Source organism: Mycobacterium sp. 852002-53434_SCH5985345 (assembly GCF_001667155.1).
In the GTDB taxonomy this organism is placed as follows: Bacteria; Actinomycetota; Actinomycetes; order Mycobacteriales; family Mycobacteriaceae; genus Mycobacterium.
Genome location: NZ_LZIE01000095.1, coordinates 1 through 17,233 on the forward strand (window position 1 = coordinate 1; position 17,233 = coordinate 17,233).

The following is a 17,233-nucleotide window of genomic DNA, read 5'->3' on the forward strand; positions in this document are numbered from 1 at the left end:
GGCCCGCCCGCCGCGCCCCCCCCGTTCACGGCGGGGACCCAGGGCACGCATTGATGCAAGTCCACGCTCCACACAAACCCCGCAGCGCAATTGGGGTCGGCCCGGCCGATCGCCGGCGCCGCGACCGCCGGCAACATCGCCAACCCGAGGGCGAACGCGCCGAATGCCCAGACACGTACCAACTGCTTGATTGTCATGTCGGTCTCCTCCCGGGCCCGATATTCATTTTGCGACACGTACCCATTGGCGGTGCTGTTATTCGGTAACCAGTTCGAAGACCGGGATGACCCGGTCGGTGCGCTCCTGATACTCGCCAAACCCGGGCGCCCGCTCGACGACGATCCGATAAACGGAATCGCGCTCGCCGCGGGGTAATTCGCGCACCGTCGCCGGCTTGGGGGCCTGTGAGCCGATCTCCACAGTCACCCGCGGGTTGGCGCGGATGTTGTGCACCCAGGCCGGGTTGCTGTCCCGGCCCGCGGCGGATCCGACGATATAGATTTTGCCGTCGACGTCGAAATAGGCGACGGGGTTCACCCGCTGTGCACCGCTGCGCGCACCGGTCGACGTCAACAGCAGCAACGGAAAGCCCTCGAACTGTCCCCCCACCTTGCCCCCGTTGCGGCGGAATTCCTCGATATTGCGCTCGTTGAAATCGCGCTCCGATTGCATTGCCTCATCGACCATCACCCCATCCTGGCATGGGCATCCGGCCACCGAGCGACCCGCGATTGATCGCCGCCGAATCCGGGTACCACCTGGGACATCCCATCGGGGGGGTATCCGCTTCCGTAGAAACGAAGTGAGCAAGAGATGGTCGGCTGGCTGGACAGGCTGCAGCGCCGAAACCGCGCGGCGGGTGTGGTGATCGGCGTCGTTTACAAATACCTCGACGATCAAGGCGGTTACCTGTCCGCCCTGATCACCTACTACGGGTTCGTGTCGCTGTTCCCGCTGTTGCTGCTGTTGACGACCGGCCTCGGGGTCATCCTGGCCGGACGCCCCGACCTGCAGGAACAAGTGCTGCACAGCACCTTGAGCCAATTCCCCGTCATCGGCAATCAGCTGCATGAGCCCGCCGGGCTCAGCGGAGGAACCGTAGCCATAGTCGTCGGCGTCCTCGGCGCGCTTTACGGGGGTCTGGGCGTCGGCCAGGCGGTGCAGAACGCGATGGACTCGGTGTGGGCCGTCCCGAGAAACAAGCGTCCTGATCCGATTCGCTCACGCCTGCGCAGCTTGATGTTGTTGTTGGTCCTCGGCTCGGCGGCCCTAGCCGCTACCGCCCTGTCCGCGGCCGGCCAGGCCACCGGGGCGCTAGGCGTATTCGGAAAAATCGGCGTGGCACTGGTGGCCGTGGTGATCAATGCGTTGATCTGCCTGGTGGCATTTCGCGTGACGACCGCGCGAGAACTCACCTACCGTCAAGTCTTACCGGGAGCGCTTGCGGCAGCCGTGATCTGGCAGATATTGCAGTGGGGCGGTGCCGGATACATCCGCCACACTGTGAAGACGGCCAGCGCTACCAACAGCGTCTTCGCATTGGTGCTGGGATTGCTTGCCTTCCTTTTCCTGATCTCGTCCGCGCTGGTGCTGTGCGCCGAGATCAATGTCGTCCTGGTGGAAGGGCTTTACCCGCGGGCCTTGCTCACTCCGTTCACCGACGACGCGGAACTCACACCGGCTGACCGCAAGACCTACACCAAGAAGGCAAAAGCCGAGCGCGTCAAGGGCTTTCAGCGCGTCAGCGTCAGGTTCGGCGACCTCCGCCGCAAGGCGGCCGACCCCCCGACGCCGACGACGCCGACCGTCCACAGCCGGCCCGCCGGCTAGTCAGTTACCACGTCCGGTTTGTTGCTGCAGTTCGTCGATGAGCTCCGACGCTTGCGCCTTCGTCAAATCGTCGGGAACCTCGCGCCCTGCCTCCTGCGCCAAGGTGTGCACGTAGCTGCGCTGCGGACCGGTCATCGGCTCGTCGCCGGTCACCCACTCAGACGTTTCCTTCTCGGGATTCTCGCTCGGTGCCTGTCGGTTGTCTGTCATGTCCTTCACCTCCGCGACGAGGGATAGCCATCGCACGTACGTTCGAAACATGGTGCTTTGGAAGAATCGTTGCCATGTCGCGTTCCTTCGACATCCTGATCGAATCGCCCGCCAGCGTTGAGCAGATCCATACGACGTTCGGCCGCGAGGACTACTGGCTGGCCCGCCTGAAAGCCAGCAACGCCCCCACGACGCTCGATTCGCTGGTAGTTGACGCCGACGGCACCGTGACAGTTCGCGCCACCCAGCACGTGGCCCGCCAGGTAATGCCCACGCTCATTGCCAGAGCCGTCCCCGGCGAGCTGAAGATCGTCCACAGCGAGACATGGCGACCAGCCGGCGACGGCGAGGTCCGCGGCCAAATCAGCGTCGTCAGCTCCGGCGGCATTGGATCGGGCCGTGCGGAAGCGTGGATGGCGCCCGCGGGCAACGGCGCGCGGCTGCGCTTCGCCGTGGAGGTCGCGGTCAAAATCCCGTTGGTGGGCCGCAAATTCGAGAAGTCGATGGAAGCCGACCTGACTAAGAGCATCCCCGCGCTACAGCACTTCACCAGCACTTGGATCGCCGAAAACCCCTGACTTCGCGCCGGAAGCTCGTCAGTTCTCCGATGACGGCGACGCGGGATCGACGGCAACCAGTTCGGTGAGGCCGCTGATGGTGAGGATCGGCATCAAGATCGGGTGGGCGATCAGGTGGATGTGGTCGGCGTGGGTGAACAGCGCGTTGATGGCGGCGCTGTCGAGGTATTCGACGCCACTGAGGTCGACCGTGAGCGGGCCGCCGCCGGGGGACTCGCCGCTCGCGCTGGTCAGGGCCTGGACGAACGTGTCGATGTTGCTCAGATCGATCTCCCCCGCGGCGACCAACATCAGTTTCCCGTCGTCTCGGCGCGCGGTGTCGAGGGTGAGCGACGTGGGCATCATGTGATCCTCGCGGATAGGTGAACCGTGGTCCCGGCGGCGTCGGGGCTGATGGTCACGTCGTGCATGAGCCCTCGCATGAGGGCGATACCCCGGCCCCGATGGGGATAGCTGGCCGGTTGCGGAACCTTCCACGAGCCGGTGTCGGTGATAGTCAGCTGCACCTGGTCGACCAGTGCGGTCGCGCCCAGGCTGATCGTGCCTTCCGGCTTGTCGCGGTGACCGTGCTCGATGGCGTTGGCGACGGCCTCCCCGGCGGCGACGAGCACGTTCATCGCCTGTTCCGGGTCCAGACGGGTCCGCGTCAACCAGGTGCGCAACGCGGTTCGCGCCGGGGCGAGGTGGCTGACGTCGGCAGGGAACGTCAGCTCCAGCGGCGCGGGATGGCGATAAAGCATCAGGACGACATCATCCTGGTAGCCGCCGTCAGGGGCCAGGCCGGACATGATGTCGTTCGCCAAGTCGTCGAGCATGGACGCGCGGCCGTCCTGCACCAGCCCTGCCGCGCGGGAGATCCCCTGTCCCAGTGCGGTGCGGCGGCGTTCGACCAGCCCGTCCGTGTAGAGCAGCAGGGTCGCGCGCGCCGGCATGGTCACCCGGGCCTCGGGGCGCGACCAGCCGGCTCGTACTCCCAGCGCGATGGTGTGGCCGTCATCGAGGATCTGGGTGGTGCCGTCCGAGTGGACCAGGATGGGCGGCGGGTGCCCGGCGCTCGAATAGACCAGCTCACCGGTCTCGGGGTTGAGCACCGCGCAGACGGCCGTAGTGCACTGGGCGCCGGGCAGCCGCGCGGCGAAGCGATCCATCCCGGCAAGAGCGGCGCCGGGGCTGGGATTCTCGAACAGCAACGCGCGGCAGGCGCTGCGCACCTGACCCATGACGGTGGCGGCGGCGAGGCCGTGCCCCACGCAGTCGCCGACGACCATTGCGATGCGCCCGTCCTCCAGGTCGACGATGTCGTACCAGTCACCGCCCACCTGCAGGGGCCGGCTGGCGGCCTGATAGCGGACCGCGAAACCGTGCGGCAGATCGGCCGGGCCGAGGATCGCGTGTTGCAGCGCCAGGGCGGTCTCGCGCTGCTGGTCGACCTGATGGACCCGCTGCAGCCCCTGGCCGAGCCGGCCTGCGAGCACCGTGAGCAAGGTCTGGTCCTCGAGGGTGAACGCGCGACGCTCGGCCAGATCGATCCAGACAACGAGCACGCCCTCGGGGTGCTGCAGCGCGATGCCTGCGGTCCCGGCCTCGCCCGTTCTCGTGGTGAGCAAGTCACCGTCGCGCAATGCGCTGAGCACCTTTTGGGTGTGGGACGGCAGGTCGCCCCACTGCGCGGGCTCGCCGACCGACACGACGAGCGGCGCGCCAAAGGCGGTTCCCGTGGAGGAAGTGTGCGTCGGGAAGGTGACAGCCAGGACTCGGCGCGCCCGCCACAGTCGGCGCAATTCCTCGGCGGCGGCGTTCACCGCGTCGTCGACGGTGTCCGCCTGGGCGAGTTCCTGGTTGAGCGCGTGTTCACGACCCGCCGCCAACGCCAGGGCGATAGCCGCGTGCCGGGCGAAGTCGCTGACGAGCTCGAGGTAATCGTCGCCGAATGGTGACTGCTGGGGGTCGCGAGCGACCGCGATGACGCCGAGCACCGCGCCGTCCGCGATCAGCGGCATGACGATCGCCGAGCGTTCACCGACGTCGGTGAACCCCTCGATCGGATATTGAAAGGACTCGGTGATCAGCGGTTGGCCGCGCCGCGCGACACCACCCGTAGTGGAGCCGTCCATCGGCACCTGGCGACCGATCACCTCCGAGGAGTACCGCCCCGCCGTCGCGGCCACCACCAGGGTGTCGACCTCGTCGGCAGGCAGATCGGGCTCCTTCGGAATCAGCAAAATCGCCTGTTCGGCGCCGGCCAACTCCAGCGCTCTGTTCACGATGAGCTGCAACGGCCCGGTCTGGGGGTCGCCCGACAGCAGCGCGGTGGTGATCTCCCGGCTGGCCTTCGTCCATCTGGCCGTCTCACGTTCTCGCTCGAACAGGCGCGCGTTGTCGATGGCGGCCGCCGCGGCCGTCGCCAAGGCCCGCACCGCGGCCGCCTGGGAGTCGGAGAAGACTCGGCCGGTCCGGTCGTCGGCGAGGTAGAGGCTCCCAAAGTCCGCGCCCCGCACGGTGATCGGTAATCCGAGGAGGGCCTGCAAGGGCGGATCTTGGGCCTGCAGGTTGGCGGCCTGCGGATGAGCACTCACATCTTCGAGACGGAGACCCTCCCCGACCGGCAGATCGCCGAGCCGCCGGGCGGTGTCGTCATCGATTCCCGCGCGGACGAAAGTGGCCAGGGCGCCGTCGGCAGCGCGGATACCCAGGGCGGCGTAGCGGCAGCCGGTCAGCTCCATCGCCCCCTTGACGATCCGGTGCAACGTCACGTCCAGGTCCAGATCAGAACCGATTTCGCTGATGACCCGCACCAGTTGTTCCATCTGGTCGCGGGCTTCGACCAGCTCGTCGAGCTGCTCATGAATCTGGCTCACCAGCTCACGCCGGCCCTCCCAGGTAAACGCCGATCCACCCCCTTCGTTGCCCATGGATACAAACCTAACTGCTCACGCTCGTGAGCATTCCAGTGGCGGTGACTTCGGGCCTGGATACGACGCCTTTACTCGACCTTGACCGTGCATTGAATCCCCCCACCGACGATGGCTGATGTGAGTACGCTTCCATCGGTGGAACTGGGGGTTTTGGGACCTCTCCAGGTCCGGCTAGACGGGGCGCCCGTCACTATCCCGGGCGCCAAACCGCGCGCGATCCTTTCCATGCTCGGGCTGCACGGCGGCTCGGTCGTGGCGGCCGACACGCTCGTCGAGCTCCTCTGGGGCGAGAATCCGCCACGCACCGCAGCCAAGGCCCTGCAAACCCACATCTCCTCGTTACGTCGCACCCTGGGTGACGGCTTCGTTCTGACGGCGGGCGCGGGCTGGACTTTGGCCGAGACCCAGGTTGACGCGGCGCGCTACAAATCGGCAGCCCGACTGGGACGCGACGCCGCGGCGGCCGGCGACACCAGCCAGGCGGTGGCCCGCTTCGAGGAGGCGCTCGCCCTCTGGCGCGGAATGCCCGAGCTGCCCGACGGCCGGCGGGGAACCTCTGAGAAAACGCGATGGATCGAGGGCCACGCCGCGCTGGTGGAGGATCGGGCCGATGCGCTTCTCGCGACGGGCCGGGCCGGGCCGCGGAGATCATCGGCGAGCTCGAGGCCGCAGTGGCCGACGCGCCGCTGCGCGAGCGGCGTTGGGGCCAGCTGATGCTCGCGCTGTATCGCGCCGGCAGGCAGGGCGAGGCACTTGGCGCGTACCAACGTGCGCGTGCGCTGCTCGCCGATGAATTGGGAGTAGACCCGGGACCGGACCTTCGCCGGCTGGAGGCCGCGATCGTCGCGCAGGACTCTGCGCTGGAAACGCCTGCCGCACAACAGCTCCCGTCCGTGACCCGGGCCGTGACGTTCCTGCTGACCGACATCGAAGGGTCGACGGCCGCATGGGAGGCAGACGCCGGCGCCATGGCGGTGGCGCTGGCGCGACACGACGAGGTCGTCGAGCAGGTCGTGACGTCCCGCGGAGGTCGGCTGATCAAGACGCGCGGCGAGGGCGACGCCACGTTCTCGGTTTTCGAGCGGCCATCGGCGGCCGCCGCCGCGGCCATCGAGCTTCAAGATGCGATCGTCCACGAGCCCTGGGCGCTACGGGAGCCCATGCGCATTCGCGTGGCTTTGCACACCGGGGAGGTCGAATTTCGCGACGGCGACTACTTCGGCCGCGCGGTCAACCGCGCCGCCCGCCTCCGGTCGCTGGCTACCGGTGGCCAGATCCTGTGCTCGGGTGCGACGGCGGAGCTCGTCATCGACTCGCTCCCCGATGATGTCGTGCTCGCCGACCTGGGGACGCGCCAGCTGCGCAATCTCGTGCGCCCGGAACACGTTTTCGAACTTCAACTGCAGAGCACCCTGCTCGACGATCCGGCGGATTCGATCGAGGTGCCTCTGGAGCGCCCGAGCCTGCCCCCCGTGCTCGCCGGGCCAGGGCCGTTCGTCGGGCGCGGGCACGAGCTCGAGCGGCTGTCTTCGGCGTGGCAGACCGCACTCGCCGGCGGCACCAACGCGATGCTGATCGCGGGCGAACCAGGCGTCGGTAAGACGCGTCTGGCCGGCGAGTGGTCGCGACAGGCTTATGAATTAGGCGCTCTGGTCATTTACGGCCGATGCGACGAGGACCTCGGCGCGCCATACCAGCCGTTCGCCGAAGCCCTGCGTTCGCTGGTGCCATGCCTCGCTGCGGGTGGGCTCCGTGGGCTGCGCGGCGTCGAAGCACTCCTCACACTCGTGCCCGGGCTGGCCGACCTGCTTCCCGACCTGGCCGCGCCGACCCGCGCCGACCCGGACACCGAACGCTACGCACTTTTCGACGCCGTCGTCGCGCTGTTGGCTATGGCCTCGGCAAGCGCGCCGGTGGTTCTGATCCTCGACGACCTGCACTGGGCGGCCAAGCCCACGCTGCTGTTGTTACGGCATCTCTTGCGTTTCGGCGAACACGCCCGCATGCAGATCATCGGCACCTACCGCAGCACGGACCTCGACCGCTCCCACCCCCTGGCGGCGATGCTCGCCGACCTCCACCGCGACGGCACGGCCAACCGGCTCAGCCTGAGCGGCCTCGACGAGGACGACGTGACCGCCTACGTCGCCGAGGCGGGTTACAACGACGAAGAGCTCGCCCGGGCATTGGCGTCCGTCACGGGAGGCAATCCGTTCTTCCTCATCGAGGCCCTGCGCCACGTGGATGAAAGCGGTGGACGCTGGGATCAGAGCACCCTGCCACAAGGGGTGCGGGAGGCAGTGAGTCGCCGCCTTTCGCGACTTCCGGCGCAGGCGAACAAGGCGCTTGCCGCAGCCGCGGTCGTCGGCAGCCGGTTCGCCTTGGATCTGGTGGAACGCGTGGTGGAGGAGGACCTGGTCGACGCGTTCGACGAGGCGTGCAAGGCCGGCATCGTCATCGAAGAGCCCGGCGGTCGCTACCGGTTCAACCATGCGATCGTCCGACAATCGCTGCTGGCCGAGTTGCCGTCGGTGCGGCGCATGCGGCTGCACCAGCGCATCGCCACAACGTTGGAAAGCGAGGCAGGCCCCGACGACGAACTGCTCGCCGAACTGGCGTACCACTACTTCGAATGCGCGTGGGCGGGGAACGCGGCGAAGGCGGTCGAATATTGCCGGCGGGCGGCGGACCAGGCGATGGCACGGCTCGCCTATGAAGGCGCCGCCGACCTCTACGACCGGGCCCTGCACGCACTCGAAGAGATCGACGAGGAGTTGCCCGACCGCGACGACCAAGCTGCGGCGCTGCTGATCGCGCGCTGCGAGGCACTGCTGGCCGCGGGCGACGTGGCTTCGGCGTCCGATGCCGTCGCTCAATTGCAAACGGCCACGGTCGATTCCGCCCAACTCGCGGCATGGGCCACCTGCTTCGACGGTCAACTCTCGATGCTGACCCACCCGGAACGACTGGACGACGTCGCTGCCGCGGTCGGCGCGGCCGCCGAAGAGCTCGCCCAACTCGGCGACGCCGCTGGAGAAGCCATGGCACACACCGTTCGTGCCGGCTGTCTCGCCCGGCTGGGCAGGATCGGCGACTGCGAAATCGCCCTGGACGACGCTCTTTCAGCGGCGCGACGCGCGCGTGAACACCGCCGGGTGAATGCGGTTCTGGCGAACGCGCCGCTTGCCGCGCTGTGGGGCCCCAATCCCGTTCCGCGCGCGGGTGGACGATGCCTGGATGTGGTGCGGCTGCTCCGAATCACTACCGACTCACCGGCGGTCGAAGCGACATCGACGCGGTGCCAAGCGGTGTTGGAGGCTTTCCGCGGTCGGGCGGCGGCGGCGCGGCGGATGATCGACTCGGCCCGGCGTACGGCCACCGAGATTGGACTGCGCCATTCTCTCATGGAGGTTGAGCAGTTCGCCGGGATCGTGGAGCTGGTGGTCGACGAGCCCACGGCAGCCGAGCCACCCTTGCGCAAGGCCTACAACGGCTTTCGTCGCATGGGCCTCGACGCCGATACCGCCGAAACCGCGGCGCTGCTGGGCCGCGCTTGTCTCGCGCTCGACCGAGACGCTGAGGCCGACGAATTGTGCGCCGAGAGTGAGCGTCTCGCCGGTCATGCGCTGAAGGCGTCGATCGCCTGGCGCACCCTTCGGGCGCGGTTACTATCGCGGCGCGGTGACCACGGCGCGGCGCGGCGGCTTGCCCAGGAGGCCGTCGCGCTGGCCGAGCGCACCGACGCGCTGGTGGATCACGGCGACGCGTGCCTGACGCTGGCAACGGTTTCGGCCGCCGCCGGCGACCTTGCCGGTGCGCGGGCCGCCGCCGAGCGGGCAGCCGAGTTGTACGAGCGCAAAGGCGCTGCGGCGCTTGCCGAAAAGGCGCTCGACGTTCTCGGTGCCGAACAACCACCCACCGCGCCTCCATCCGAACCGGCCGTCGTCGAACCCGAAAACGCTTGCGTGCGAGCGGGACAACGCGTGGCCGCCGCTATCAATACCGGGAATTGGGATGAGTTCGAGCAGCTCTATGCACGCGCGGTCACCGTCGAGAGCCACCGGAAGATCGTTGGCTTCACCAGGGCTGACCTGCCGTCGGACGATTGGGCACTCGAGAATAGGCGGGTCCTTGAGGCGGGCGGCGTGCGGATCACTTCAGTCGTCATCGCTGTGCGAGGCGAGCGCCTAGCCCTCGCTCGATTGGCGGTGGGCACTGCGGACACGAGTCCTGGGGCGCCGGCGGACGAATTCTTCAGTATTTACGGCATCGATGAGGACGGCCGAATCGCCTCACAGGTGTGGTTCGACATCGACGACATCGATGCCGCTATGGCCGAGCTCGAAGCCCGATTCGAGGCGGAGCACCCGGTCACGCGGCGGCTCGAAAACACGGCGGCGCGCGTATTCGAGCACGTCTGGTCGCATTTCGCGGCGCACGACTGGGACGCCCTGGCGAATACCGTCGCCGACAACTATGTGGGCATCGATCACCGTCGGGTCGTGAATGCCGAGACCCAACACAGTCGAAATGCCGTGGTGCGGGATTTGCAAGCGGCCGCCGAAGTCGGCTTCGCGATCTCGATGGTGAGCGCCATGGCGATTCGCGGGGAGCGTCTCGTCCTCGCACGTGTTCGCGCCGCCGGCCGCGACCCCGAGTCGATTCAAAACGATGCCCTCAACGTCGTCGAGATCGACGCCGACGACCGGATCGCGAACGTCTTCACGTACGACGTCGAAGACATCGGCGCCGCCATCGCCCAGCTCGATGGCCGTTACGTTGCTGGCGAAGCTGCGCCTTATGCGTCCACGTGGTCGGTGATTACGCAGGCATACGCTGCGCTCAACAGATTCGAGCTGCCGGCGACCGCGAGGGACTTTGTGAGCATCGACCATCGGCGAGGGGCCGCGTTCGCACCCGGTGACCTGATCGCTTATGTCCGTGCCGCTTGGAATCTCGCACAGGACGGCACGACCCACATCGAGTCTGTCCATCGGCTGACCAACGTCGGAGCGATCGTCACCCATGTAACGCGTGGAACGTCGCAAGAGGGCTTCGAAGCCGAGTGGCGGGAACTCTTCTTACTGGCTGTCGAAGGGGAAGTGATCAGCTGCTGCGAGTTATTCGACGAGGAAGACCTAGACCTCGCGATCGCGAAATTCGACGAGCTGACCCGCCCGGCATCGCATTTGGAAAACGCGGCAACGCTGGCATTCGACCATTTCTGGTCGCACTTCGCCGCCCGCGACTGGGATGCGCTGCGCGAAACCGTCGCCGATGGCTTCTCCGGTGCCGACCACCGAAGGGTGGTGAATGAGGGAAGCCGGCGCGGTCGAGATGCCGTCATCGACAATCTGAAGGTGTCCGCCAACATCGGCTTCACGATATCGACGTTGGATGTCGTCGCCACCCGCGGCACGCACCTCGCTTTGGCACGGGTACGCGCCTCCGGCACCGATCCCGACACGATCCAAAACGATGCACTTAACGTCGTCGAGGTCGACGCCGACGGGCGGATCACGGCGATCGTCGTCTTCGATCTCGACGACATCGACACTGCCTTTGGAGAGCTTGATCGTCGCTACCTCGCCGGGGAAGCGGCTGCCTATGCCCGCACCTGGTCGCTCCTTTCGGAGGGCTTCGCAGCGCTGAACCAGCGGAGAATCCCACCAACGACCTCTGACTGGGCGACCATCGACCATCGACGGCTTGCACCAATCGGTGCCGGTGACCTGGGCGCGTATCTCCGTGTTGCCTGGGAACTCTCGCCGCAGTCCCGCATCTACATTGAGGCTGTGCACCGGCTAGGCAATCGCGGCGCGGTGATCACCCACGTGGCAATCGGGACCTCGCCAGACGGTTTCGACGCCGAGTGGCGGGTGACCGACATAGTGATATTCGACGGCGACCGGATCAGCCGCAGTGAGCTTTTCGACGAGACAGACCTCGCCGCCGCCCTCGCGAGATTCGATCAGCTCACCCGGGTAGAACCGCGCCTCGAGACCACGGCAACCAAAACGCACCAGCGCCTGCAGGCGTGCTTCGAGGCCCGCGACTGGGACGCGATATCCGAGATACTCGCGAAGGACGTTTCAACCGACGATCGCCGTCGGCCGGTGAATGCCGGCACGCGAGAGGGCCGCAGCGCCGTACTCCAAGAGATGTCGGCAACCATCGGAATCGGCGTTGAGAGCTTGACGTCGGATATCATCGCCACCCGCGGCGACCGCCTCGCGTTATGCCGCACCCAAACCTGGGGCCGCGACAAGCGCCCGGAGGCATTCCACACCGATGTTTTCGACGTCGTTGAAATCAACGCCGAAGGCCGGCTCACCGCCCGGATCATCTTTGATCTGAACGACTTCGAGGCCGGCATCGATGAGCTCGAGGCGAGATACATCGCTGGCGAAGCGGCAACGCATGCGCGCACGTGGTCGGCCATCGCGCGAAGCTTTGCGTCGATCAATCGGCGCGAAATGCCTCCGACAACGCCGGATTGGGTAAACATCGACCACCGCCGAGGGACCTCGATTGCACCCGGTGAAATGGCTGCCTTGATGGGCGCCGCATGGAGTTCTACGTCTGATCTGAAATGCTTCATCGAGTCGGTGCACCGTCTGAACGATCGCGGTGCGGTCATCACCCACGTGGCGAATGAGACCTCAGCAGACGGATTCCATGCCGAATGGCGAGTCATCAGCGTCATCACGGTCAAAGGCGACCTCATCAGCCGCACTGAGGTATTCGACGAGGCAGAGCTCGAGGCCGCGCTGGCGCGGTTTGAAGAGCTAGGCCGCACGGCGCCACGGCTGGAGAACGCGGCAAGCCAAGTGGGAAGGCGGTATCTAGCGCGTTTTGCGGCCAGCGACTGGGACGCCATGACCGAGATGCTGGACCACAACTTCGTGAATGACGATCGCCGCCGCGTGGTGGGTGCCGGACCGCAACATGGCCGAGACGCCCAGATCGCCGACATGCGGACCGTCGCCGACCTGTGGACGGCAAGCGTGGTGACAAACGTCGTGGCGATTCGCGGCGACGGACTTGCCCTCATGCGCCTGCGCTTCGCTGACCATGATCAAGGGCCCGATGCCTTTCTCACAGACGTGTTCGGCGTGCTCGAAATCAACGCCGCCGGGCGGATTACCGCGGTCGTCTTCTTCGATAGCGACGAGGGCGACGCCGCCTACGAAGAACTTGATTCCCGTTACCTGAAAGGCGAAGCGGCTACTCACTCGCGGGCTTGGTCAGTCATCATGAATGGTTATGCCGCACTGAACCGGCACGAATTGCCGCCGACTACGCCGAATTTCGCAAGCATCGACCACCGCCGAGGGACGGCATACGCCCCCGGTGAGCTGATTGAATACGTCCGCGCGGGATGGGACCTCGGTCAGCGAGTTTGCACCTACCCAGAGGTAGTGCATCGACTGACCGACGTAGGAGCCGTCTATACCCATGTCGCGCATGGGATATCGCGCGAGGGCTTCGACGCTGAGTGGCGAGGGATCAGCCTCGTGACGGTCGACGGTGACCTGGTCAGCCGCTCCGAAGTTTTCGACGAAGCAGACATTGATGCCGCGCTTGCGCGCTTCGAACAACTCAGCCAACTGACGCAACGACAGGAAAACGCGGCGAGCCGTCTATACGAACGGTTCAAGGCGGCTTATGCGGTTCGTGACTGGCGCGCGGTAGCCACGATGCTAGATGACGACATTCGGAGCGAGGACCGTCGCCATGTAGTCAATTCAGGCCTCCGACAGGGGACCGACGCGGTGATCGCCGAGGTCTCCGGGCTGTGCGAGGCCGGATTCGACATCACCTCAGAGGTCGTCGCCACCCGTGGCGACCGCCTTGTCCTGAACCGCATCCGAACCACCCTCCGCGGCCAAGGAGTTGATGGCTTCCACGCATTCGCTCTCGACGTCATCGAGATCGACGCCGTGGGCCGCGTCGTGGCGCGCATCGTGTTCGACGTGGAAGACCGGGACGCGGCGTTCGGGGAACTTGAGGCTCGGTACCTCGCCGGCGAGGCGGCCGGCCATGCGCGTACGTGGACGGTCATCGCCGACATCTACGCTTTGTTCAACCGGAATGAGCATTTCGAAGTGGACTGGGTCATGGTCGACCACCGGCGTGGCACGCCGTTCGCGTCCGGCGACCTTCCTCCAGCTCTCCAGAACTTCTTCGATCTGACGCCGGAGTTTGAGGTCCGCATCGAAACGGTGCACCGGCTCAACGATTTCGGGGCTGTCATCACACATGACTCCCATGGGTTCTCGGCTGACGGCTTGGACGTCGAATGGCGCATGATCCAAGTCCTCATCGTTGAAGGCGACCGACTCACCCGCTGCGACCTGTTCGACGAGAGTGAGTTGGACACAGCGATCGCACTATTCGATCAGCTCAGTCGTCCGACACCCCAGCTCAAAAACGCGGCAAGCCTCGTGCTCGAGGAGTTCCTCGCCCACTTTGGGGGTCGCGACTGGGATGCCATGGCAGAACTGCTCGCCGACGACTTTCGCTCAGACGACCGCCGGTCCGTCATCAACGCCGGAATCCGACGCGGTCGAGACGCCGAGATGGCGAATTGGCGTGCCACTGGCGAGGTCTGGACGACTGATGTTCGGGCGACCGTTATCGCGACCCGCGGAGAGCGCCTCATGCTCTCTCGTTTCACCTTCGCAAGCCAAGATTCGCTTCCCGAGGCTTTCCAGGCTGCGGCGCTTGCCGTCATCGAGGTCAACGACGACAACCGATTCGGGTCGACCGTGGTGTTCGACCCTGACGATATCGACGCCGCATCTGAAGAAATCGACAATCGTTACCTCGCAGGCGAAGCGGCCCCCCACTCGCACACCTGGGCAGCCATCGCACAGAGCTACGCCACGGTCAATAGGGGCCACCTTCCGTCGACGACAACAGACTTCGCCGACACCGACCATCGCCGAGGAGCAGCGGCGACACCGGGTGAACTTCTCGCATTCCTCCGTAGCGCGTTGGACCAGACGCCTAATCTGACGATCCGCATTGCAGCTGTACATCGTCTCAGTCGATACGGCGCGGTCGTCGCCCACACTGCGGCTGGGACCTCCCCGGAGGGGTTTGAAGCCGAGTGGCGTGAGGTCATCATCTTGGCAGTTGATGGCGGCATGCTCAATCGCTGCGAGATATTCGACGAGGCGGATCTGGATGCCGCCCTTGCCCGATTCGACGAGCTGAGCCGCCCGACGCGGCAACTCGAGAACGCAGCAAGCCGAGCGGAGGACCGCCTCTTTGCGCGCTCGGCGGCCGGCGATTGGGCGGCGGTCGCCGAAATCCTGGCCGGCAACAGTTTTGTCGACGATCACCGTCGGGTGGTGAATGTCGGCGTCTGGGACGGTCGCGATGCCGTGATGGCAAACATGCGCGCCCTGGCCGAGGGCCTCGCGCAGGTAACGCTGACGGTCATCGCGACCCGCGGGGAGCGCCTGGCCCTCATTCGAATCGCCTCCTTCGACCGCGAGTTGCAGCGCGGCGAATTCGTCATCGAGATGCTGGGAATCACCGAGATCGACACAGACGGGCGGATTGCGGCCCACGTCTTTTTCGATGCCGACGACTTTGACGCCGCCTTCGAAGGACTTGAAGCCCGGTACCTCGCCGGAGAGGCAACCGAGCATTCCCGCACGTGGTCAGCCATCGCACAGGCCTATGCCGCGGTTAATCGTCACGAGCTACCGGCGACGACGCCGGACTGGACCAACATCGACCACCGACGAGCAATAGCGTTCGCACCGGGAAATCTGAAGGGATACCTCGAAGCCTCTTGGGACCTGCTCGCGCCGGGGCTCCACGCCTACATCGAAACCGTGCATCGGTTGAACGAGCTGGGCGCGGTAGTCACCCGAGTTGTGGAGGGGACGTCGAGCGACGGCTTCCAGGCCGAATGGCGAGAGATAGGCATCTCGACCGTCAAAGGCGCTCTGATCAACCGCTCCGAGATCTTCGACGAAACAGAACTCGACTCCGCGCTTGCCCGCTTCGACGAATTGCAAGCGCAGCCGCACCGCTTGGACAATGCGGCAAGCCAAGTGAATGAACGATTTTGGACCTGCCTGGCGACGCGCGATTGGGCGACGATGGCCGAGATACTCGCCGAGAACGTTGTGTCGCATGACAACCGTCGGGTTGTCAACTCCGGTGAACTGCGCGGGCGCGATGTGAACCTCGCAAACCTGCGGGCAGTCGCTGACGTCGGTTTCGAGGGCGTTGTCTGGACGGTCCTCGCGCTTCGTGGACAACGCCTTGCCCTCTCCCGCATTCGGTCCTCCGCCCCCGGACTTGAGCCCGGTGAGATTAGCGCGGACATGATCGGCATCGTGGAGATCGACGGGGACAACCGGATGATTGTTCACTCCATATTCGACGCCGACGACTTCGACGTCGCTTTCGCCGAACTCGAAGCTCGGTACATCGCCGGCGAAGCGGCCACCCGTGCGCGGATATGGTCGTTGGTCGCGCAAGGCCACGCTCAGTTCAATCGGCACGAACTTCCAACGATGATGCCGGACGTGGTTTACATCGACCATCGACGGGGCGTCACAATCGAGGGCGCCGATCTGGCCATAACTGTTCGCGCCAATTTGGATCTTCTTCCGCAGGTGCACGTCTACGTCGAGACCGTGCATCGGCTGACCGAACTTGGAGCCGTCGCCACCCAAGTGGTGAAAGGGACCTCACAAGAGGGCTTCGACGCCGAATGGCAAACGATCGCTATCTTCACCTTCGAAGGTGACCTGCTCAGCCGCTACGAAACCTTTGACGAGACGGATCTCGACGCCGCGCTCGCAAGATTCGATGAGCTCGTCTGTGGTGACTGAGACGGTGCCACGACGACAACCGCTTTATCTGCTAGCGGACAGTCAGCTGCTGTTCTGGAAGCGACGGGACCGGCTGCTCCTCGAGGGAGCCCTCGATGGATTGGCGCGGGACACACCGCTTAGCGCGGCCTACATCGGTGCCTCCAACGGGGACCGCCCCGAGTACTACGGGATCTTCGAGACGGCAATGGATGCGATTGGAATCACCGACCGGCGCATGATTCTTTCGGCCTTCGGCTCCGACGACCGCGCCTTCCTCGAGCGTGCCCGGTTGATCGTCCTCGCGGGTGGCGATGTACGACTCGGCTGGGACACGTTCGAGAAAGCCGGCATGAAGGACGTGATCCTGCGCAGGCACGCCCAAGGGGCCGTCCTGGTGGGCATCTCGGCCGGCGCCGTCCAGCTCGGACGCTATGGAATCGTCGAGACGCCCGAATCGCCCCCGCTTGAACTAGTCGATGTGTTCAACCTCGTACCCTTGGTGGTTGACGCGCATGACGAGCGAGGCGGGTGGGCGCGGCTATCGCGAACCGTCGAAGAGCTCGAGGGATCGGCCGGCGGCCTCGGAATCCCATCAGGCGCCGGAGTCATGGTGCACGCAGACGGCACTATCGAGGCTCTCCGTCATCCCGCGCATGAGTTCCGTTTCGAGGGCGGTCGCGTCACGCACTCGCTGTTGCGCGCCGAAGATGACGGCTGATTTTCTCGCACCGCAACGAAGTTCGGTGCGTGAACATCGCCATCGCGTTGTGACGGTTGGCCGTTGTAATAGTGACTTTCGGCCCGAGTAACCAACCCGGTCGGTGTCCAGAGTTAACACCATGCCAACCGCAGGTAA

The 17,233-nt window shown here is 65.7% G+C and carries 8 protein-coding genes and 1 pseudogene; 4 read left to right on the top strand and 5 right to left on the bottom strand.

What is annotated here, in order from left to right; translation table 11 throughout:
• Both A5756_RS24030 and A5756_RS24035 read right to left on the bottom strand, forming a co-directional pair.
• Window positions 1–197 (bottom strand): hypothetical protein (locus A5756_RS24030; RefSeq protein ID WP_156659795.1); only part of this gene is annotated, 197 nt, incomplete at its 3' end.
• Between the two features lie 58 nt (window positions 198–255).
• Window positions 256–687 carry a nitroreductase family deazaflavin-dependent oxidoreductase gene (locus A5756_RS24035; RefSeq protein ID WP_066958288.1) on the bottom strand — a complete coding sequence of 144 codons (432 nt, stop codon included), beginning with the start codon at window positions 685–687 and terminating at the stop codon, window positions 256–258.
• Window positions 688–813: 126 nt separating this feature from the next.
• On the opposite strand from A5756_RS24035, the gene A5756_RS24040 reads away from it, so the two are divergent.
• Entirely contained in the window at window positions 814–1,830 is a 1,017-nt protein-coding gene (locus A5756_RS24040; protein WP_066958290.1) for a YihY/virulence factor BrkB family protein, read from the top strand.
• Here the strand turns inward: A5756_RS24040 and A5756_RS24045 are convergent, their stop codons facing one another.
• On the bottom strand, window positions 1,831–2,040 hold the full coding sequence (locus A5756_RS24045) for a DUF3072 domain-containing protein (RefSeq protein ID WP_066958346.1): 210 nt from the start codon (window positions 2,038–2,040) through the stop codon (window positions 1,831–1,833).
• Between the two features lie 74 nt (window positions 2,041–2,114).
• On the opposite strand from A5756_RS24045, the gene A5756_RS24050 reads away from it, so the two are divergent.
• A complete protein-coding gene (locus A5756_RS24050; RefSeq protein WP_066958292.1) occupies window positions 2,115–2,618 on the top strand; it encodes a DUF2505 domain-containing protein in 504 nt (167 codons plus the stop codon).
• Window positions 2,619–2,636: 18 nt separating this feature from the next.
• Here the strand turns inward: A5756_RS24050 and A5756_RS24055 are convergent, their stop codons facing one another.
• Window positions 2,637–2,960 (bottom strand): STAS domain-containing protein, encoded by a 324-nt coding sequence (locus A5756_RS24055; RefSeq protein ID WP_066958348.1) that lies wholly within the window; start codon window positions 2,958–2,960, stop codon window positions 2,637–2,639.
• Window positions 2,960–5,530: a SpoIIE family protein phosphatase gene (locus A5756_RS24060; protein WP_066958294.1), complete on the bottom strand. Its 2,571-nt coding sequence runs from the start codon at window positions 5,528–5,530 to the stop codon at window positions 2,960–2,962. The genes A5756_RS24055 and A5756_RS24060 overlap by 1 nt, the downstream gene beginning before the upstream one ends.
• Window positions 5,531–5,758: 228 nt before the next feature.
• On the opposite strand from A5756_RS24060, the pseudogene A5756_RS24065 reads away from it, so the two are divergent.
• Window positions 5,759–16,395, top strand: a pseudogene (locus tag A5756_RS24065) (BTAD domain-containing putative transcriptional regulator).
• Window positions 16,388–17,095 (top strand): Type 1 glutamine amidotransferase-like domain-containing protein, encoded by a 708-nt coding sequence (locus tag A5756_RS24070; RefSeq protein ID WP_232005404.1) that lies wholly within the window; start codon window positions 16,388–16,390, stop codon window positions 17,093–17,095. The pseudogene A5756_RS24065 and the gene A5756_RS24070 overlap by 8 nt, the downstream one beginning before the upstream one ends.
• Window positions 17,096–17,233 lie beyond the last annotated feature (138 nt).